12 protein-coding genes and 1 pseudogene are annotated in these 21053 nt (G+C 71.9%); 8 read left to right on the forward strand and 5 right to left on the reverse strand.

The window, feature by feature from the left end; all coding sequences use genetic code 11:
- Positions 1–54: 54 nt before the first annotated feature.
- From ACQ860_RS00705 to ACQ860_RS00720, 4 genes are all read right to left on the reverse strand, one after another.
- The gene (locus tag ACQ860_RS00705; protein WP_431301487.1) at positions 55–2628 is read right to left on the reverse strand and encodes an MMPL family transporter; all 2574 of its coding nucleotides are present in this window, start codon (positions 2626–2628) and stop codon (positions 55–57) included.
- Positions 2618–3940 carry a hypothetical protein gene (locus ACQ860_RS00710; RefSeq protein WP_431301488.1) on the reverse strand — a complete coding sequence of 441 codons (1323 nt, stop codon included), beginning with the start codon at positions 3938–3940 and terminating at the stop codon, positions 2618–2620. The genes ACQ860_RS00705 and ACQ860_RS00710 overlap by 11 nt, the downstream gene beginning before the upstream one ends.
- Positions 3940–4941, reverse strand: a complete 1002-nt coding sequence (locus tag ACQ860_RS00715; RefSeq protein ID WP_431301489.1) for a ferritin-like domain-containing protein — start codon at positions 4939–4941, stop codon at positions 3940–3942. Before ACQ860_RS00715 ends, ACQ860_RS00710 begins: the two co-directional genes overlap by 1 nt.
- Before the next feature lie 177 nt (positions 4942–5118).
- On the reverse strand, positions 5119–6009 hold the full coding sequence (locus ACQ860_RS00720; protein ID WP_431301490.1) for an outer membrane protein: 891 nt from the start codon (positions 6007–6009) through the stop codon (positions 5119–5121).
- A 192-nt stretch (positions 6010–6201) separates the two neighbouring features.
- On the opposite strand from ACQ860_RS00720, the gene hpnH reads away from it, so the two are divergent.
- The 3 genes and pseudogenes from hpnH (at position 6202) to ACQ860_RS00735 (ending at position 15139) form a co-directional block, all read left to right on the forward strand.
- Entirely contained in the window at positions 6202–7380 is a 1179-nt protein-coding gene (hpnH, locus tag ACQ860_RS00725; RefSeq protein WP_431301491.1) for an adenosyl-hopene transferase HpnH, read from the forward strand.
- Between the two features lie 66 nt (positions 7381–7446).
- Positions 7447–12147, forward strand: a pseudogene (locus ACQ860_RS00730) (autotransporter-associated beta strand repeat-containing protein); the annotation flags it as partial.
- 2428 nt (positions 12148–14575) lie between these two features.
- Positions 14576–15139 (forward strand): phosphoribosyltransferase, encoded by a 564-nt coding sequence (locus ACQ860_RS00735; protein WP_431301492.1) that lies wholly within the window; start codon positions 14576–14578, stop codon positions 15137–15139.
- Positions 15140–15142: 3 nt separating this feature from the next.
- Here ACQ860_RS00735 and ACQ860_RS00740 read toward each other — a convergent pair whose 3' ends face one another.
- Positions 15143–15271 carry a hypothetical protein gene (locus ACQ860_RS00740; protein ID WP_431301493.1) on the reverse strand — a complete coding sequence of 43 codons (129 nt, stop codon included), beginning with the start codon at positions 15269–15271 and terminating at the stop codon, positions 15143–15145.
- Between the two features lie 191 nt (positions 15272–15462).
- Between ACQ860_RS00740 and ACQ860_RS00745 the strand changes: the two genes are divergently transcribed.
- From ACQ860_RS00745 to ACQ860_RS00765, 5 genes are all read left to right on the forward strand, one after another.
- On the forward strand, positions 15463–16848 hold the full coding sequence (locus ACQ860_RS00745) for an aminotransferase (protein WP_431301494.1): 1386 nt from the start codon (positions 15463–15465) through the stop codon (positions 16846–16848).
- Between the two features lie 53 nt (positions 16849–16901).
- Positions 16902–18602: a methyl-accepting chemotaxis protein gene (locus tag ACQ860_RS00750; protein ID WP_431301495.1), complete on the forward strand. Its 1701-nt coding sequence runs from the start codon at positions 16902–16904 to the stop codon at positions 18600–18602.
- Positions 18603–18805: 203 nt separating this feature from the next.
- Complete coding sequence (gene msrA / locus ACQ860_RS00755; RefSeq protein ID WP_431301496.1) at positions 18806–19375, forward strand: peptide-methionine (S)-S-oxide reductase MsrA; 570 nt, start codon at positions 18806–18808, stop codon at positions 19373–19375.
- Positions 19376–19378: 3 nt separating this feature from the next.
- On the forward strand, positions 19379–19798 hold the full coding sequence (gene msrB / locus ACQ860_RS00760) for a peptide-methionine (R)-S-oxide reductase MsrB (protein WP_431301497.1): 420 nt from the start codon (positions 19379–19381) through the stop codon (positions 19796–19798).
- Positions 19799–19916: 118 nt separating this feature from the next.
- Positions 19917–21053, forward strand: a complete 1137-nt coding sequence (locus ACQ860_RS00765) for a YncE family protein (protein WP_431301498.1) — start codon at positions 19917–19919, stop codon at positions 21051–21053.

Raw genomic sequence — 21053 nt, forward strand, 5'->3', positions numbered from 1 at the left:
GGCGGACCGGGCCGCGTGGTGCGTTGCAAAATGCAAAATCCGGAAAAGGCGGGCTCAGCCCCGCGGGCGCGGCGCGAAGAGCTTGAGCAGCGGCGGCAGCACCAGCATCACGCAGAGCAGCGAATAGACGAGGCTGACCGAGAGCACGACGCCCATGCTGGCCGTGCCCGGATGCGGCGAGAGCGCCAGCGCCCCGAAGGCCGCCGCATTGGTCACGGCCGAATAGATCACCGCCCGGTTCAGCGGGCTCGCCAGCAGGTCCCGCCTTCCCTGCTGCCAGGCGGCGACGAAGTAGATGTCATAGGCGACCCCCTGCCCGAAGAGCAGCGGCAGCGCGATGATGTTGGCGAGGTTGAGGTCGGGCCCCAGCAGCGCGCAATGCGCCATGGTCATCAGCCCGGCGAGTGCCAGCGGGGCGAGCGCCAGCAGCGAGAGCCTGAGCGAGCGCAGCGTCAGCCACAGCAGGGCGAGCACGAAGACCAGCCCCAGCAGGCCCGATTGCAGGAAGGCGCGCTGGATGGTGGCCGAGGATTCCTGCATCGAGACGGCGAGCCCCGTGGCCTCGGGCGCCATGGCGCGCACGGCGGCGGCGAAGCGCACGAGCAGCGTGGTCTCATCCTCCGCGATGGGCCGCGGTACCGCCTCCACCCGCGCGCGGCCATCGGGCGTCATCCATTCCGCGCGGATTTCGGGCGGCAGGTTCTCCGGCGTCACCGGGGCGGCGGCCAGCATGTCGCGGATGCGGGCGAGCAATTCGTCCAGCCCCGGCACGGTGGCGGCGGTGAAATTCTCCCGCGCCTCGGCCCCCCCGCGCGCGAGCTGCGCCAGCGCCCGCCCCAGCCGCGCCGCCTCGCCCGGCAGGGGCGCGAGTTCGCTGGCCGCCGCGCGCAGGGCCGCCACCTCGGCCAGCGCATCGGGGGCGGGGCGCGGCTCGGCCGCCAGCGCGGGGCCCAGCAGCATCGCCGCATCCTCGATCAGGGCGAGCTTCTCGGCCTGCTGGCCCGGGATGAAATCGGCCAGCGTCGTCGCCCGCGCCACCTCGGGCAGGGCGGCCAGGCGCCGCGCCAGCGCCTCGGCGGCGGCGAGGTCGGGGGCCAGCACCTCCAGCGTGTTGGGGTTGGTCTCCGCACTGCGCGCCAGGTCCCGCCAGGTGGCGACCGATTCCGCGCCGGCATCGCGCAGGTTGATCGGGTTGGTGTCGAAGCGCAGCCATTGCAGGCTCGCCACGCAGATGGCGGCCAGCGCCAGCGCCATGAGCGCGACACCGCCCGCATTGACCGAGAGCCAGGAATCCACGGGGCGCAGCGCCGGGTAGCCCACCTCCCGCGCCTCGCCGCGCGGGCGCGCCACCACCAGCAGGGCGGGCAGCAGCGTCATCGCCAGGAACCAGCCGATCACCATGCCCAGCGCCGCGACGAGGCCGAGTTCCGCGACACCGCGATAATCCGTGGGCCAGAAGGAGAGGAAGCTGAGCGTGACGGCCAGCGCCGCCAGCGTCATCCCCGGGCCCGCCAGGCGCGCGGCCTGTTCGAGGGCGGGGCGCAGCTCCGGCAGATGCGCCCGCTCGGCCCGGTACTGCACGGCGTACTGGATGCCGAAATCCACCCCGAGCCCGATGAAGAGCACGGCGAAGGCGATGGAAAGCGGGTTGTAGCTGCCCACCAGCAGCAGCCCGAAGCCCGCGGTCCAGACCAGCCCCACCACGATGAGGACGAGCAGCGGCCAGATCAGCCGCCAGGAGCGCAGCGCCATCCAGAGCAGCACGCCGACCAGCACGAAGGAGACGATGCTGTTCTCCACGGCGCCCGCGCTGACGGTGGCGAATTCCTCATCCGCCATGGGCACGGGGCCGGTGAGGCGGATCGGGATGGCCAGCCGCGCCGCCTCGGCGCGGATCACCTCGGTGGCGGCCGCACCGGCGGTGAGCTGCTCATAGTCCAGCGCCGGCTGCACCAGGATCAGGCGGCGCAGTTCCAGCGGGCGCGGCGCACGGCCGGTCAGCAGCTTTTCCCAGTCCGGCGCCACCACCCGGCCTTGCAGCGCCCCTTTCGCCGCCTCGGCGAAGGCGGCCAGGGGGGCCGCCAGCCGCGCCGTATCCGCCTCGCCCCGCGCGAGCCCTTCACCCATCAGCCGCAGCAGATCGGCGACACCGCGCAGGCTCGGATCGGCTGCGAAGGGGCCGAGCAGCCCCTGGGCCGCGATGATCTGCTCGGTGATGGACTGCACCTCGGGCAGATCCAGGTAGAGCAGGCCATGGGTCGCCCAGAAGCGCCCCTCATCGGGCCGTCGCACACTGCGGAACAGGCCGGGATGCGCGCGCAAGGCGCCCGCCAGCGCCGCCGCCCGGCGCTCCGCCTCGCGCGCCTCCTCTGCATCCAGCACGATGACGATGAGGTCCTGCCGCTGCGGGAAGGCGGCCTCGATCTGCCGCTCCGCCATGCGCCAGGGGAGGTCCTGGGGAAACAGCTTCGTCACGTCGGAATCGAGGGCGAAGCGCGTGGCGGCGAGCCAGCCGGCGCCCGCGGTGCCCAGCGCCAGCAGCAGCAGCATGAGGATCGTCCGGCGCAGCGAGAGCCGCACCAGCGCCACGACGATGCGGCCGAGCCCGGCCGCCGGATCAGACATCATGCGCGAGCACCAGAACGAGGCCGAGCGCGCCCAGCGCGACAGGCCAGGCGAGCGCCGCCAAAGCGCGGTCGCGCCGCTCGGGCAGGCGCAGCGCCGCCCAGCGGATCAGCAGCGCGAGCATGGCCAGGAAGCAGGGCAGCAGCGCCCAGCGCGGCGGCGAACCCGCCAGCACGAGGATCACGCCCAGGATCACCGCGAAGGGCAGCACCATGCCGAGCCCCCCGGCGCTGCCGCGAAACACCACCCAGGCCTCGGCCAGGCCCGCCACCGTGACCAGCGCGGCCAGCGCCAGCGCCATGCCCGAGGCACCCCAGGCCAGCCCCAGTCCGAGCGGCAGCAGCAGGAGCGGGGCGAAGCGCGCCACGGGCGCGCCGCCCAGCCGGTTCAGCCAGGCCAGCGCCGCGATCAGCAGCAGCACCAGCCCGCCGGTCTCCACCGGCCCCAGCCCATGCAGCCCGAAATGCGGCAGCAGCGCGCCGGGATCGGGCCCGGCCGCCGGCTCCAGACCCGTGGCACCCAGCCGGAACAGCGCCACGATGGGCCCGCAGAGCGCCAGCGAGAGCAGCAGCTCCACCTCCACCACGCAGCGCAGCCGCGGCAGCCAGAGGCTCGCCGGCGCGGCCCGCCCGGCGGCCAGGAGCAGCAGCACGCGCAACCCCGCCGCGATCTGCGCGAGGAGGACGAAGCCGGCCGTGATGGCGAGAAGCGGGAAGGCCTCCGCGCCGAACAGCAGGCCGCGATGCGGCGCGGCCAGGAACAGACCCAGCGCCACCAGCGCCATGCCGGCCAGCATCAGCCCCGCATGCCGCATGCCGATCGCCTGCGGCACGGAAGCGGGCCAGGCGGGGCGCAGCAGCATCCAGAGCAGCGGCAGGTTGCCCATCCAGAGCGCCGCGCCGGCCTCGCGCAGCAAGGTGGCCAGCGTCACGCTCCCCGGCTGGAGCAGGCTGAGCCGGCCCTCCGTCACGCCCAGCACCATCGCCGCCGCGCTGAACGCCAGGATGACGAGGGCGAGGCGCGGCGCCGGCCCCTCGCGCGGGGCCAGCACCAGCGGCGCCAGCGCGGCCAGGATCACGCCGATCGCGCCGAACTGCCCGGCGAAGAGCTGCGCGATGGCGAGGCCCATCGTCGCCAGCGCGGCCAGCCTCAGGAAAAGCTGCGTCCGCGCCATCAGCGTCGCACCCTGGCCCGGCGGCAGGCGCCGCGCCAGCGGGCTCGCCACCGCCACCAGGAAGGCGGCACCCCCCAGCAGCGCGCTGCGCGCCGCCAGCGCGCTCGCCTCCAGCAGGGCAGGGGCGAGCCCGCTCTCCATCAGGCCGGTTTGGGCGCGCGCATGAAGCGCCGCGCGAGGCGCACCAGGAAGGGCATGGTGGTGGGGCGCAGCAGGCGCTCGTCATAGCCCGCGAAGCGGCGGTCATTCTCGGCGAGGCAGAGGTCCATGATCTCGGCCATGCTGTATTCCTTGGCCGCCACCGCCTTGCCGCCGGTGACGGTGAAGTTGTTGTCCTGCACCCGCTCCTTGCCGTCGCCATCCACGGTCTTGGCGAGCCCGATGCGCTCCCAGCCCAGGAAGACCCAGACCGCCCAGACCCGCATCTCGAACCAGGGCCGGCGCCAGAGCGGCATGGTGGCGCGGTGCCAGGCCAGCCAATTGGCAAACAGCAGGATGTGGCGGCATTCCTCCTGCATCACCGGCTCGAAGGTCTCGGTGAGTTCCTCCGGGAAGAAGCCCGATTGCCGCGCCATCTCGAAGAGGCCGAAGGCGAAGAAGCTGTCCACGCATTCGCTGAAGCCGGTGACGAGATAGGCCCACTCGGTGTCCTTGGGCTTCACGTATTCCGGCTCGGGCGCGAGCTTGATGCCATAGGCCTCGACGAGGCGGGAGAGCACCTCCTTGTGGCGGTTCTCCTCCCAGCCATTGCGCGCGATGGTCTCGCGCAGCTCGGGGTCGGCCAGCGTCTCGGCATAGGCGGACATGCGCAGCCGCGCCTTGCCCTCGGTCTGCACCGCGATGTCCCAGATGGGCAGCGAGGTGATGCGGTGCAGCGCCTCGGCATCGAGCTTGGGCCAGTTGATGACGCTGGGTTTGTAGGGGTTGAAGGTCTCTGCGAACATCGCGCACATCGCCTGCTTGTGCTCGGGCGAGCCGGGCCTGAGGCGGCCCTTGTGCGGGCTCTTCCAATGCCGCGCGCGGGCATCGGCGGCGGCGACCGTGCCCGCATCGGGCAGGCGGCCGGCGAGGTTGTCATCCAGGCTGCCGGAGAGGCGGGCTTCCAGCTCGTTCAGGATCTGGCTGGTGGCGGCGTGGCTCACGGGGGAGGGACTCCATCGGGGCGGGGCGCCGGCAGGATGGCCGGAGGCACTGATTATCCGCCAGGGCGCGCCAAGTCCACGCGCGCAGGCGCAGCCCGCCATGCCCGGGCCGGATGCATGGCATTCCGGCAAGAACGGCCCTGCCGCCCGCCACCCCCGCGCCGTCAGCCGCCCGCCTCAGAAGCGGCGGTTCAGCGTCAGCGTCGCCCCCTGGATGACGACGCCGCCCGAGGTGCTGAGGAACACGCTGCCCTGGGTCACGCCCCGGGGGTCGGCGGTGTTGATGAAGGGGCTGTTGTGCACGCCCGACTGCCGCTGCGTGGCGGAGGCGGTATAGGCGAAGTCCAGGAACCAGTCGGGCGTCAGGAACCAGGTGACGCCCGCGATGACCATCCCGCCCCAGACCCAGCCGGCGCTCGAGAAGTTCTGCGGCGGACCGGAGACATTGGTGACCTGGCCGTTGATGTCGGCGAAGCCGATCAGCCCGTTCACATCGGTCTGGATGCGGGTGAGCGTCGGCCCGCCGCCGAGATAGAGGAAGCCCCGGTCGGTCGTGTAGCCGAGGAAGGGGGTGAGCGTGACCTGGTGCTGCGCCCGCATCTGGTAGGAGCGCGCCACGCCATTGCCGGTGAAGGGGACGTAGGTTCCGTCCGTCGTCGTGAAGCCGCCGAACTGCGGCAGGAGCGAGTTGCTCGCCGAGGCGCTCGCGCCCAGGTAGCTGTAGGAGGCCTTGGCCCCCCAGAGCCAGCGGCTGTCGCGGAAGTTCCGGTAATAGCCGATCTGCGCGTTCGGCGCCGCGGCGACGTCGCTGCCGATGGGGTTGCGCGCCGGTCCCTCGGCCGCCCCGCTCAGCACCCGCACGCCGTTCTGGAAGGCGTCCGACACGCCGGCGAAATAGGTGTTCTGCGTGTCGAACCGCGCGACATTGATGCTGCCCCCCGCGCCGATATAGAGGCCGCTCGTCGGCACGGCGGTCTGGGCCAGCGCCCCGCCACCGCCCAGGCCGCCCGCGCCCAGCAGAAGCGCGGCCGCGCCGGCCCAGCGCCTGACCTGCGGGTTCGCTTTCACTCGAGCCAACATGCGTGCCCCTCCATGGATTCGCTCAACCCATGATTGTGCATGCCTGGGACACCAACAAGTTTCAATTTTTGTACATTTCGGTCCGGGGCGCGCGGCGGGTCGCCGGCCCGACTTGCCTTCGCAGCGCCGCATTCCCCGTGCTAGAGGCTCGGTCTTCGATGGAACCGGAGCGGAATCGGCATGGGTATTCCACTGGCGCAACAGGCCAAGGTCGCGGCCTATGTGGTCAAGCAGCAACTGGCTGGCCGCAAGCGCTTCCCGCTCGTCCTGATGCTGGAGCCCCTGTTCCGCTGCAACCTCGCCTGCGCGGGCTGCGGCAAGATCGACTACCCGGATGAGATTCTGAACAAGCGCCTCTCCGTGGCCGAGTGCCTGGAGGCCTCGCTCGAATGCGGCGCCCCCGTCGTCGCCATCGCGGGCGGTGAGCCGCTGCTGCACAAGGAGATGCCGCAGATCGTGGACGGCCTGCTCAAGCAGGGCCGCATCGTCATCCTCTGCACCAACGCGCTCCTGCTCGAGAAGCGCATGGAGGCCTACAAGCCGCATCCCCGCTTCATCTGGGACATCCACCTGGATGGCGACAAGGCGCAGCATGACTGGGCCGTGAGCCAGGAGGGCGTGTATGACCGCGCCGTCGAGGCGCTGAAGAAGGTCCGTGCCGCCGGCTTCCGCACCGCCATCAACTGCACCCTCTTCAACAATGCCGATGCCGGGCGCACCGCGAAGTTCTTCGACGAGGTGACGGCGATGGGCGTGGACAACATCATGCTCTCGCCCGGCTACGCCTATGAGCGCGCGCCGGACCAGAAGCACTTCCTGAACCGCCAGGCGACCAAGAACCTCTTCCGCGACGTGTTCCGCCACAACACCGGCCAGGACAAGCCCAAGTGGCGCATGGGCAACAGCCCGCTCTTCCTCGATTTCCTCGCCGGCAACCAGAGCTACCACTGCACGCCCTGGGGCAATCCCACGCGCAACATCTTCGGCTGGCAGCGCCCCTGCTACCTGCTGGGCGAGGGCTACGCGAAGAGCTTCACGGAGCTGATGGAAACCACCGACTGGGACAAGTACGGCGTCGGCAATTATGAGAAATGCGCCGACTGCATGGTGCATTCCGGCTTCGAGGCGACGGCCGCGCTCGATGCCATCAAGCGCCCCTGGAAGGCCGTCGCCGCCCAGTTGCGCGGCCCGCGCACCGAAGGCCCCATGGCGCCCGAGATCGACCTCTCGAACCAGCGCCCGGCCGAATACGTCTTTTCCGCCCATGTGCAGAAGGCGATGGGCGAAATGGCGCATGAGGGCCCCCGCAAGGGGGCCAAGCATGGCGACACCGCCAAGCCGGTTGCGGCCGCGGAATAACCTGCGGCCGCACTGGATCAGGCCGGCGCATTCTGGGTAGCGTGACGCAACGCGCATGCAACCAGGATGGTCGCCGGTTTGGAGTTTTCACGTTTTCTGCTGGCCCTCCTGGCATCCACGGCCCTGATCGGCGGCGATGCCCTGGCTCAGGGCGGCCAGGGTGGCTCGGGCATCGGCGGCGCGGGCGGCTCCGGCAGCAATTTTTCCGCGGGCGGCGCCGGCGGCGATAACGCGTCCTTCGGTGGCGGCGGTGGCGGCGCGGGCGATACGGGCGGCGCCGGCGGCGCGGGCGATGCGCCCGGCGGGGCGGGCGGCGGCGGCCCCGGCGCGGCCGGCAGTCCCGGCGCGGATGGCACCCTCGCGGGCGGCGGCGGCGGCGGTGGTGCCCATGGCCTGGTCGATTCCATCCTTCCCAGCGGGCCGATCACCGGCGGCGCGGGCGGCGCGGGCGGCGCGGGGGCCGATGCGGGCGGCGGGGGCGGCGGGGGCGGCACCGGCCTCGTCTTCATCGCCCCGGGCAATGCCGGCACGCTCTTCGACCCCGTCACCGGCGGCGCGGGTGGCGCGGGCGGCGCTTCCCCCACGGGCCTGCCGGGCGATGGCGGGCAGGGCGGCGCGGGCATCACCTTCACCTCGACCGACGGCGTCACGCTGCAGATCAACGCGAATGTCTCGGGCGGCGCGGGTGGCGGCCCCTTCGCCGAGGGCGGCGTGGGCATCCGGGGCGAGGGCCTCTCGCTCACCCTCAACGCCACGCTCTCGGCCGGGCTCAGCGGCAATGGCACCCAGGGCGCCGCCGCCCTGGATCTGCTGGGCGGGACCAACCAGCTCACCCTCGGCGCGGGCGGTTCGGTGCAGGGCGTCATCGCGCTCCAGGGCTTCGCCGCGCTGGAATTCGCGCAAGCCACCGACGCCACGCTCGCCGCCGGCATCTCGGGCCTCGGCTCCATCAGCAAGACCGGGGCGGGCACGCTCACGCTGAACGGCGCGGGCCTTTTCTCCGCCGGCACCAGCATCCAGTCCGGCGCGCTGGTGCTGGGCCACGCCGCGGCGCTGGGCGCCGGCCTCATCACCATCGGCGACGCCACGCTGCGCACGGCCGTGGATGCGACGCTGGCGCAGGACATCCGGATCACCGGGGGCGCCAACGCCACCATCGCCGCCGCCGCCGGCACCACGCTCACGCTCAGCGGCGGGCTGACGACGCTGGCCGGCTCCACGCTGACGCTGGGCGCCAGCGGCGCCACGGGCACGATCGTGGCGGGCTTCGGGAGCGTGGACACGACCGACCTCGCCACCACCGCCCTCGTCATCGCGGCCGGGCGCGTGGTCTCGGGCGGCTTCGCCTTCAACGACCTCACCGCCAACGCCGCCAGCGTCGCCATCCGGTCCGGCGCCACGCTCGACCTGGACGGGCGGCTCAGCACCATCGGCAACCTCCAGGGTGCCGGCACGCTCACCAATACGGACCTGATCCGGATCCGCGAGGGCAGCTTCTCGGGCGCCATCACCGGCACCAGCGGCAGCCTGGAGAAGACCGGCAGCGGCACGCTCACGCTCAGCGGCGCCAACAGCTACACCGGCACCACCGAGATCAGCGGCGGCACGCTGCAGATCGGCGCGGGCGGCACATCGGGCACGCTCGGCACGGGGGCGGTGATCAATGACGGCGCGCTCGTCTTCAACCGCAGCGATGCGCTGACCGTCGCCAACCAGATCTCCGGCAGCGGCACGCTGACCCAGGCGGGCGGCGGCGTGCTGACGCTGACGGCGGCGAACAGCCACACGGGCGGCACCACGATCAGCGCGGGAACGCTGGCGCTGGGCCACATGGACGCCGCCGGCACGGGCCTGGTCACGATGACGGGCGGCGGCCTGCGCGCGAATGTGACCGGCACGCTCGGCAACGCCATCAACCTCACCGACAATGCGAGCGGCCGCCTCGCTGCCGCCACGGGCGAGACGCTGACGCTGACGGGCGCGCTCTCGCTCCGGCCCGGCACCACGCTCACCATCGGTTCGGCCACGGAGACGGGGCGGGTGGTGGCGGATTTCGCGACGGTGGATGTCTTCTCGCCCGCCACCATCGCGCTCACCATCGCGGGCGGCCGGCTCGCCGCCGGCAATCTCGCGCTCAACCAGCTCACGCAGCTGGCCGGCAGCGTCACCATCGCCTCCGGCGCCACGCTCGACTACGGCGCGCTGACCGGCACCATCGGCAATCTGCAAGGGGCGGGCACGCTCACCGGCAGCGCCACCACGCAGATCTCCTCGGGCAGCTTCGCGGGCGTGATCGCGGGCACGGGCGGCTTCGAGAAGCTGGGGGCCGGCACGCTCACCCTCTCGGGCGCCAGCACCTATGCCGGGACCACGACGATCACGGCCGGCACGCTGCGCATCGAGGGCGCGGGCGCGCTGAGTGGCGGCGGCATCACCAACAACGCGGCGCTGGTCTTCGCGCGGAATGACACGGTCACGCTCGCCAACGCCATCTCCGGCACCGGCACGCTGACGCAGGCGGGCAGCGGTACGCTGATCCTGACCGGTGCCAACACGCACACGGGCCTCACCACCATCAACGCGGGCGGCACCATCCAGGTGGGGGATGGCGGCACCTCGGGGCAGATCAGCGGCGGCGCCGTCCTGAACAATGGCGCGCTGGTGGTGAACCGGGGTGATGCAGTGACACTCGCCAACGCCATCTCGGGCAGCGGCGCGCTGACCCAGGCGGGGCCGGGCGTGCTGACGCTGACGGGGGCCAACAGCCATTCGGGCCTCACCACGATCAACAGCGGCACGACGCTGCGCGTCGAGGGCACGGGCACGCTGGGGACGGGGAGGGTGGCGAATGAGGGCGCGCTGGTCTTCGCGCGGCCCGGGGCCGTCTCGCTCGCCGGCAACCTCTCCGGCACGGGCAGCCTCGCGCAGGCGGGTGGCGGCACGCTCACCATCAGCGGCGCCGCGACCCATACGGGCGGCACCAGCATCGCGTCGGGCGGCACCCTGCGCGTCACCGGCAGCCTCTCGGGCGATATCGCCAATGCCGGCGCGCTGGTCTTCGAGCGCGCCACCGCCCTGACCTATGGGGGCGCGATCTCCGGCGCGGGCACGCTCACCCAGGCGGGCACGGGGACGCTGACGCTGACCGGCGCGAACACGCACACGGGCGGCACCACCATCAGCGCCGGGCGGCTCAGCATCGGCGATGGCGGGACAACGGGCAGCGTCGCGGGCAACATCACGAACAACGCGCTTCTGGTCTTCAACCGGAGCGATGCCGTGACCTATGGCGGCGTGATCTCGGGCACGGGCGGCGTGACGCAGGCGGGCACCGGCACGCTCACGCTCACCGGGGCCAGCACGCATACGGGCGGCACCAGCGTCACGGCCGGCACGCTCGGCATCGCCGCCGGGGCCACGCTGTCCAGCAACGCGACCGTGACGGTCGCCGAGGGCGGCACGCTGATCTACGAGAGCGGCGCGCATGCGGGCAACAACACGCATGTGGTGCGGGGCGCGGTGACGGGCGGCGTGCCCGGCGGCCTCCTGCGCTTCCTCGGCACGGCGAGCGCGGGGAGCGGCACCTACACGAACACGGCCGGCGACGGCCTCGTCTCCGCGGCGACGAACGAGATCCGCTTCGAGGGCACCAGCACGGCGGCGACGGCGACGCTGATCAACGAGGCGGCGCCCTCCTACTGGATCGCCATCCCGACCATCACCTTCCGTGACCAGGCGAGCATGGGTGCCGCCACCATCATCAATCGCGGCGGGCCGAGCTGGCAGCCGGCGGGCAGCCTGGTCGAGCTGCGCGACGACGCGACGGCGGCGACGGCCAGGCTCACCATCGGCGGCTCCATCGGCTATGACACGATCGGTGCGCGGCTGGTCTTCCAGGACCGGAGCACCGCGGCCGATTCCACCATCCGGCTTCTGGGCGGGTCGGGCAACCCCGCGATCAGCGGCACGGGGGGCGGCGGCGGGAGCCTGGAGTTCCTGGGCGACGCGACGGCCGGCACGGCCCGCATCACCGCCGAGGGCGGCAGCTTCGGCGGCAGGGGCGGCCATGTCGCCTTCCGCGGCAGCCAGGACGCGCCGCAGGCCAGCCTGCGCCTGGAAGGCAATGCGGTGCTCTACCTCCCCCTGTTCCAGGGCACCTCCTTCCGCCTCGGCACGCTCTCGGGCGAGGGCGAGGTCTCGCTCGGGGGCAAGGAGATCCGCCTGGGCGGCAACAACACGGACCAGGCCTCGGGCGCCGCCTTCGGCGCCGATGGCACGGGCGGCACGCTCACCAAGGAGGGCACGGCCACGCTGACGCTGACCGGCGCCAGCCGCCTCTCGGCCGTGCAGGTGACCCAGGGCGCGCTGCGCCTGGGCGATGGCGGCGCGCTGGGCAGCCCCTCGGTCGCCGTCTCGGCCGGGGCGCGGCTGGAGGTGAATGCGTCGGGCAGCCTCACGCTGCCGCAGGTCATCTCCGGCGCGGGCGCGCTCCGGCAGAGCGGCGCCGGGACGGTGACGCTCACCGGCGCCAACACCTATACCGGCGGCACCACCATCAGCGCCGGCACGCTGGAACTCGGTCCCGGCGGCACGCTCGGCACCGGCGCGGTCGTGAACGACGCGACGCTCGCCATCAACCGCGCGGATGCCGTCACCATCGCCAATGCCATCTCCGGCAGCGGCCTGCTCCGGCAGGCCGGCCCAGGCACGACGACGCTGACCGGCGCCAACAGCTATACCGGCGGCACGGTGATTTCCGGCGGGACGCTCTCCGTGGGCGCGGACGTCAATCTCGGCACGCCGGCCCGTGGCCTCATCACCCTGGCCGGCGGCACCCTCGCCACCACCGCGAGTTTCACCATCAGCCGGCCCATGGCGCTGGAGGGCGCGGGCGGCGCCCTGGCGCCGGCGCCGGGCACGACGCTGACCCTGAATGAGATCGCCACGACCAGCGGGCCGGGCGGGCTGACGCTGACCGGCGGGGGCCGGCTGCTCGTCAGCAGCGGGCTCAACCATGAGGGGCCGACGCGGGTGATGGCCGGCAGCCTTGTCCTCCAGGGGGGGCTGATAGGCTCGGGACCGCTCTTCGTCGCGGCCGGCGCCACGGCGAACCTCGCCTTCACCTTCGCGCGCGGGATGACCGTCGCCTCGCTGGCGGGGGATGGCCTGGTGCTGCTGGGCAGCGCCCCGCTCGCCATCACGCAGGGCGGCACGAGCTTCGGCGGCACGCTGGCCGATGCCGGCGCCGGCGCCCGCGGCACGCTCTCCCTGCTCGGCGGCACCACCACCCTCGACGGCACCTCGCGGATCGGCGGCCAGACGCTGATCCGGGGCGCCACGCTGATCGTGAACGGCGCGATCGAGGGTGGGGCCGGGATCGTGATTGATGGCGGGCAGCTCATCGTGAACGGGGTGCTGCGCGGCCTGCCCAGCGTCACGCTCAATGGCGGCGGGATGTTGGTAAATGGCGCGGTGGACGGGGCGAATGTCATCGTCAATGGCGGCACGCTGGGCGGCAGCGGCACCCTGCCGGGCGTCACCGTGGCGAATGGCGCGACGCTGGCCCCCGGCAATTCCATCGGCACGATCACCATCGCGGGGCTGACCCTGGAGGCCGGCTCCACCACCGCGATCGAGGTGCAGGGCGGCCTCGCGGATCGCATCCAGGTCACGGGCCATGCCGCGCTCGGCGGCACGCTGCGGCTGCTGCCGCTGGGCGGGTCCTACAATTTCAACACGCCCTACATCCTGCTCCAGGCCGGCAGCGTGAGCGGCCAGTTCGCCCAGGTGAGCACGAGCGGCAGCTTCGGCGCGGGCGTCGAGGCGAATGTGAGCGTCACGCCGACCCAGGTGCTGCTGGGGCTGACGCCGGCCCCGCTCACCACGGCGGCCATCTCGACCCTCACCAGCTTCAACCAGCGCTCGGCCGCGGGCGCGCTGGATGCGGCGAACCGGGCGGGCGGCAATCTCTCGCCCTTCTTCAACGTGTACAACCAGCCGGCCAGCACGATCGGCCTGGCGGTGAACCAGCTCTCGGGGGAGATCGCGACCGGCACGGGGGCGATGGGCTTCGCCGCGGGCGAGCAGTTCCTGGCGACCCTCCTCGATCCGCTCGGCTATGGTCGCGAGAGCATGATGGGCGGGCGGTTGCGCCCCGGCGGGGATGGCGATGGCAGCGCGCCCAACGCCAAGCGCCACGCCGTCTGGGGCACGGCGACCGGCGGCTACAACCGCACGAGCGGCGATGCGGCGGATGGCTCGGCCGCCCGCACGGCGCGCATGGCGGGCTTCGCGCTGGGCTTCGACCATCTGATCGGCGCGCGGAGCATCGCGGGCGTGGCCATCGCGGTGGGCGAGAGCGGCACCTCGCTCGCGAGCGGGCAGGGGAGCGGCACTGCCAATTTCGGCCAGATCGGCGCCTATGGCACGACGCGCTTCGGCAGCTTCACGGTTTCGGGTGCCGGCGCCTTCACCTTCATGGATGTGGACACCAAGCGCACGCTCTACTTCCTGAACAGCGACCAGCAGCGGGCGGGCCTGGGCGCCCAGGTCTATTCGCTGCGCGCCGAGGCGCGGCAGGATGGCCTGGCCTTGGGCGGCGGCTTCCGCGCGCTGCCGATCGCGGCGCTGCAATGGCAGCAGGTGAACAACCAGGGCTACACGGAGAGCAGCACCGTGACCGGCACGACCCATGGCGTGACGGTGGGCGGGCAGAGCCAGACCTCGCTGCGCGGCGAATTGGGCGCGCAGCTGGAGGGTGTGGCGCAGCTGGGTTCGGTGCCGGTGCAGGGTTATCTGCGGGCGTCCTGGGCCCATTACATGACGCGCGACGCCTCGATGGCGGTGGGCTTCGCCTCGCTGCCCAATGCGGGCTTCACGGTGCGGGGCGCGCAGGCCGGATGCCAATGCGGCGCTGCTCGCGGGGGGGCTGGAGATGCCCATCGCGGCCGGGCTGACGCTCGGCGCGCGGGTGGAGAGCGAGTTCTCGGGCAATGTGACGCAGGTCGCGGGCACGGCACGGCTGCGGTATCGCTTCTGACGCGCCGCCCCGCGTGCTCCTTGGACGCGCCGCCCCGCGTGTTCTTTGACGCGCCGCCCCGCGTGTGGGACGAGTTCCCGCGTGACCGACCCCTGGCAGCATTTCGACGCCGTGCCCGATCCCGGCCCGCCCTTCGCCACGCGCTACCCCGCGCGCATGCCCGATGGCAGCGTGCTCCACCTGCCCATCCGCCCCATCGGCGTGGCCGGCCTCATCGCCACCCAGGCGAGCTTTCCCGTGGTGCATGCGCTGGTGCGCTGGATGGCCGAAGCCGCGGCCCCGCTGCGCGCCGAGATGGTCCTGGGCCTGCCCACCCTCGGCCATGTCTTCGCCCCGCTGCTCGCCGAGCGGCTCGGCCATGCCAACTGGGTCGCCGCCGGCTATTCGCGCAAGCTCTGGTATGAGGAGCGGCTCTCCGTGCCCATGCGCTCCATCACCACCACCGCGGAGCGCCGCCTCTGGCTCGATCCGCGCATGCTGCCCCGCCTCGAGGGGCGGCGTGTGCTGCTGGTGGATGACGTGGTCTCCTCCGGCTCCTCCGCCCGCGCCGGTCTCGCCCTCCTGCAGGCGGCGGGGCTGCGCCCGGTGGGGCTCTGCGTCGCGATGATCCAGACCCGCGCCTGGGCGGCGGAATGGCCGGCCGACATCCCGGTGGTCAGCGTCTGCGAGACGCCGCGCCTGCGCGAGGAGGCGGGCGGCTGGGTTCCCGCCCCCGGCTGAGACCTACCGCAAGGCCGAGAGCAGCGGCGCCAGGGCCAGCAGGCCGAGCACGATCATGATGCCATAGGCGATGATGCTGCCCCAGTTCGGGCCTCGCTTGCCGCCATCGGGCGGCCGGGTGGGTAGAGCCATGTCGAGACATCCTGTCTGCGCGCGGAGCGGCGGGACCGGGCGGCGCCCGCGTCCTGCTGCGGTTTTTGTCCGTGCAACTATCATGCCTCAGACTCAGGTTTTCCGGAATACAAGGAAACCCGGCCGCCCGATGGCCATTTCCCTCGCGCCCGAACCGGGTAAGCTCACCCCCTGCCTCGAGGAGAGCCATGATGCGCCCGAATTCCCTGCACGCCGCCGACATCGCGCACTTCATCCACCAGCAGACCGACCTCGCCGATCATCACGAGCACGGTGCCGTGCTCATGGCGCGCGGCGAGGGCGTGCATGTCTTCGACACGGAGGGGCGGGAATACATCGAGGCCATGGCCGGGCTCTGGTGCGCCTCGCTCGGCTTCTCGGAGAAGCGGCTGGCGGATGCGGCGTACAAGCAATTGCTGGCGCTGCCCTATTACCACACCTTCTTCCAGAAGGGGCATGAGCCCGCGGTGCGCCTGGCCGAGAAGCTCATCGAGATGGCGCCCGGCAACCTCACCCATGTGCTGTTCCAGTGCTCGGGCTCGGAGGCGAACGACGCCGCGATCAAGCTGATCTGGTACTACAACAACCAGCGCGGCAAGCCGTCGAAGAAGAAGCTCATCGGCCGCATCCGCGGCTATCACGGCAACACCGTCGCCACCGCCTCGCTCTCCGGCCAGCCGCACATGCAGGCCGATTTCGACCTGCCCTATGGCGACCGCTTCCTGCACATCAGCAACCCGAACTACTACCGCGCCCATGAGCCGGGCGAGACGGAGCTGCAATTCTCGGCAAGGATGGCGGCGGAACTCGAAGCCCTGATCGAGCGCGAGGGGCCTGAGAACATCGCCGCCTTCTTCGCCGAGCCGGTGCAGGGCGGCGGCGGCGCCATCACGCCGCCCGAGGGCTATTTCCAGGCCATCCAGCCCATCCTGAAGAAGCACGACATCCTCTTCGTGGCGGATGAGGTGATCTGCGGCTTCGGCCGCACCGGCCACATGTGGGGCTGCCAGACCTATGGCATCACGCCCGACATCCTGACCTGCGCGAAGCAGCTCACCGCCGCCTACCAGCCGCTCTCGGCCACGCTGATTTCCGCGCCGATCCAGGAGGCGCTGATCCAGGGTTCGAAGAAGCACGGCAGCTTCGGCCATGGCTTCACCTATGGCGGCCATCCCGTCGCCTGCGCGGTCGGCCTCGAGACGCTCGCCATCTATGCCGAGCGGGACATGGTGGGCCATGTGCAGCGCGTCTCGCCCGCCTTCCTGGGCGGCCTTGCCGCCTTCCGCGGCCATCCGCTGGTGGGCGATGTGCGCGGCGTCGGCCTCATCGCCGGCGTCGAGCTCATGGCCGACAAGACGACGCGCACGCCCTTCGACCCCGCGCGCAAGGTCGGCGTGCTGGTGCAGCAGAAATGCCATGAGGCGGGCCTCGTGGTCCGCGCCATCGGCGACCGCATCGCCTTCACGCCGCCGCTCATCATGACCGAGGCCGAGATCGCGCTGATGTGCCGCCGCTTCGGCCAGGGGCTGGACGCCGCCTGGATGGCGATGCGCGAGGAGGCGGCGGTCCCCGCCTGAATTTCATCGGCGGCGTTCACGGGCCGGTAATCCCTGCCCGTGAATGTCGGCGCATGAAAAACGTCCTCCCGCGCCTCGCCGCGCTCAGCCTTGCCACCCGCATCGCGGCCGTGGGGCTCCTTGCCATCGCGCTGGCCGTGCTCGGCCTGCAGCTCTGGTCCTTCCAACGCTTCCACGCGACCGAGACAGCGCGGCTGGAGCAGCGGCTGGAGCGTGACCTCCAGCTGCTGGAGGCGGTCACCGCGCAGCTTTCCGGCGGCGCGCCCTGGCGCCTGAACGAGGGCGGGCAGCTCGTCCGCGGCGATCTCGTGCTGGAAGGCGCGAATGCGATCGTGGACATGGTCTCGCGCGCGGGCGGCGGGGTCGCCACCATCTTCAAGGGGGATGAGCGCGTCGCCACCAGCGTGGTGCGGCCGGACGGCACGCGCGCGACGGGAACGCGCCTGGCACCCGGCCCGGCCCATGCCGCCGCCATCACCCAGGGGCGGACCTATCGCGGCGAGAATGTGATCCTCGGCACCAACCACCTCACCATCTACCAGCCCATCCGCGACGCCTCGGGGCGGCAGATCGGCCTGCTCTTCGCCGGCCAGTCGCTGGCCGCGCTGGCCGCGGTCGAGGCCGCGATGACGCGGGACGGGCTGCTGGCGGGCCTTGTCGCGCTGCTGGTGATGGGCCTGGCCGGCGGCTGGATGATCCGCCGCATGCTGCGCCCGATGGGCGATCTCGGCGCCAGCGTGGGCCGCATCACGGCGGGCGAGCTCAACGCCGCCGTGCCGCATCTCGCCCGCCGCGACGAGCTGGGCGACATGGCGCGCGCCATCGAGGCGATGCGCCTCGCCCGCATCGAGACGCTGACCGCGCGCGAGGAGGCGGAGGCCGAGCGCGGCCGCCTGGAACTCGCCCGGCGCGAGGCGGCGCATGCCAATGCCGCGGCGCTCGAGGCCGCGCTGGCCGAGGCCTCGGCCAAGCTGACCGAGCGCGCCTCGCTCACCCTCCAGGCCGCGAGCCGCCTCAGCGACCTCGCCGAGCGCGCGACGGGCGAGGCGAAGCGCCTCGGCCATGGTTCGGAGGAGGCGACCGCCAATGTGCAGGCGGTGGCCGCCGCCGCCGAGGAACTCGCCGGCTCCATCGCCGAGATCACCCGCCAGGTGACCGAGGCCTCCGGCGTCGCCGACCGCGCGCTGGCCCAGGCGCAGGAGACGGATGTGACGGTGCGCGGCCTCTCCACCGCCGCCCAGCGCATCGGCGAGGTGGTGCGCCTGATCGAGACCATCGCGGCGCAGACCAACCTGCTCGCGCTCAACGCCACGATCGAGGCGGCGCGCGCGGGCGAGGCCGGCAAGGGCTTCGCCGTCGTCGCCGGCGAGGTGAAGAGTCTCGCCTTGCAGACCGGCCGCGCGACGGAGGAGATCGCGAGCCAGATCGGCGCCATCCAGGCGACGACGGAGGGCGCGGCGCAGGCCATCGCCGGCATCGGCCAGACCATCCAGGAGCTGCACGTGATCTCGGCCGCCATCGCCGATGGCATGTCCCAGCAGGGCGACGCGACGCGCGAGATCGCCCGCGGCGTCGCGCATGCGGCGGCCGCGACGGATGTCGTCACCGGCGGCGCCCACGCGCTGAGCGGCGAGGTGGCGGAGACGGATGCCGCCGCGCGCGAATTGCGCGGCCTGGCCGGCGAGCTGGACGCCTCGGGCCGCTTCCTGCGCGAGGAGGTCTCCTCCCTCGCGGCGCGGCAGCGGCAAGGCTAGAGCATGATGCGTTGAGGCGGAATCGCCGAAACGCTGAACCATCCTCTCAGCAAAAAGCTGGACCGCGCGAAGTGAACGCATGTGAACGCAGCACGGTCCAGGTCACCTTACGGCCCCATCCGGCGAACCCCCGCAACATCCCGCATCTTCTGCAACCGGGATGTCCACCCTATGTGTGGGCGCGGAACAGGGAGGTGCGGATCATGGAATACGCGACCAGGGAATATGCGACCTTGGGCGGGGGCTGCTTCTGGTGCCTCGACGCCGCCTACCGGGATGTGGCGGGTGTGCATGAGGTCGTCTCCGGCTATGCCGGCGGCCACACGGTCAACCCGACCTATGAGCAGGTCTGCGCCAAGAAGACCGGCCATGCCGAGGTGGTGCGGATCGGCTTCGACCCGGCCATCGTCACCTATGCCGACCTGCTGCGGATGTTCTTCACCCTGCACGACCCGACCACGAAGGACCGCCAGGGCGCCGATGTCGGCCCGCAATACCGCTCCATCATCCTGGCCGAGACGCCCGAGCAGAAGGCCGTGGCGCAGGCCGTGATGGCCGAGGTGACGGCCGCCGGCATCTGGGGCGCGCCGCTGGTCACGGAACTCGTGCCCGCCGGCACCTTCTACGCGGCCGAGCCCGAGCACCAGAACTACTTCGCGCTCAACCCGTGGTCCGGCTATTGCCGCGCGGTGATCGCGCCGAAGGTGAGCAAGTTCCGCAAGAGCTTCGCCGCGCGCCTCAGCCGTGCCCCCGTCGCTGGCATGGGGCCCTGAGCCATGTTCTTCGGCAAGAAGACGAGCACGCAGGACTTCCCGATCCAGCGGAGCGAGGCGGAGTGGCGCGCCATGCTCTCGCCCGCCGCCTACAAGGTGCTGCGCGAGCACGGCACGGAGCGCGCCGGCACCTCGCCCCTCAACCACGAGAAGCGGCCCGGGGTTTTCCATTGCGCGGGCTGCGACACGCCGCTCTTCGACGCCGAGACGAAGTTCGAAAGCGGCACGGGCTGGCCCTCCTTCACCAGCCCCATCGCGGGGAATGTCGGCGAGAGCGAGGATAACAGCTTCTTCATGCGCCGCACCGAGGTGCATTGCGCCGCCTGTGGCGGCCACCTCGGCCATGTCTTCCCGGACGGGCCGGAGCCCACCGGGCTGCGCTACTGCATGAATGGTGTTTCGCTGCATTTCAAGCCGAGGTAATTCTTGCCATCCGGCCCTATCGTCTTGAATTCTTCAGATTTCCGGGGCTAAATGCGCGTGTAACCTGAGGCTTGAAAGACCCCCGCTCGAAAGCCGCGCACTCGAAAGCCCCGCTGCCATGTGGCGCGCCGCACTGCTGCTCCTTCTGACCGCCACGCTCAGCGCCCCCGTGTCCGCGCGCGCCGACACGGTCTACGTCATCAACTCCGCCGATGCCTCGATCTCGGTGCTGGACGCCACCACGCGCACCGAAACGCGGCGCATTCCGCTGCTGCGCGAGGGGCATCACCTGGTCGTGACGCCCGATGGGCGCGAGTTGGTGGTGGGCGACAGTGGCGGGAACGAGCTCTTCTTCATCGACCCCACGACCGGCGAGATCCGCCGGCGCGAGCGCATCAGCAACCCCTACCACCTCGAATACAGCCCGGATGGGCGTTATCTCGTCATCGCCTCGCTCCGGCGGGACCAGATCGACATCTATGACGCGGCGACCCTCTCGCTGATCCACCGCTTCCGCCAGCCGGACAAGCCGAGCCACGTGGCCTTCAGCCCGGACAGCCGCTTCGTCTACGTCACGCTGCAGGGCACGGGGCAGGTGGCGGCCGTGGACATGGCCACCCGCAGCACCCTCTGGATCCAGGATGTGGGGCCCGAACCCGCCGGCATCATCTGGCATCGCGGCCGGCTGCTCATCGGCCTGATGGGCCGCACCGACTTCGTCTCGCTCGACCCCGAGACGCGCGAGGTGCGGACGGCCTTCACGGTGGGCCGCGGCGCGCACAACGTCTTTCCCTCGCCCGATGGGCGCTTCCTCTACGCCACCTCCCGCGTGGACAGCCGCATCGCCGAGGTGGATGCGGCGACGCTCGAGGTGCGGCGCGTCTTCGAGGTGCCGGGCGGACCCGACTGCATCGCCTTCGATTCAGACGGCCGGATCTTCGCCACCCTGCGCTGGATCGGCCGCGTCCTCATGCTCGACCCCGCGACGGGCGAGCAGGCGCAGATCCGCGTGGGGCGCAGCCCGCATGGCATCTTCGTGATGCCACGCCGCCCCGGTCTCGGCGCCGATTTCGCCTTCGCCACACCCGGCGCCGTCAGCGGCCCGCGCCCCATGCCGCAGCCCGTGGTGGGCGGCGGCACCATCACCCGTGCCGCGCCCGTGGCCGCCCCCGCCGCGCTGCCGCAGGCTGACATGACGGTGCGCGTCAATGCGGGCCACCCGGCCAGCTATCCGGCCCGCCCCTCGCTTCGCTGA

The sequence above is a fragment of the Sediminicoccus sp. BL-A-41-H5 genome, from assembly GCF_050632405.1.
Classification (GTDB): Bacteria; Pseudomonadota; Alphaproteobacteria; order Acetobacterales; family Acetobacteraceae; genus Roseococcus.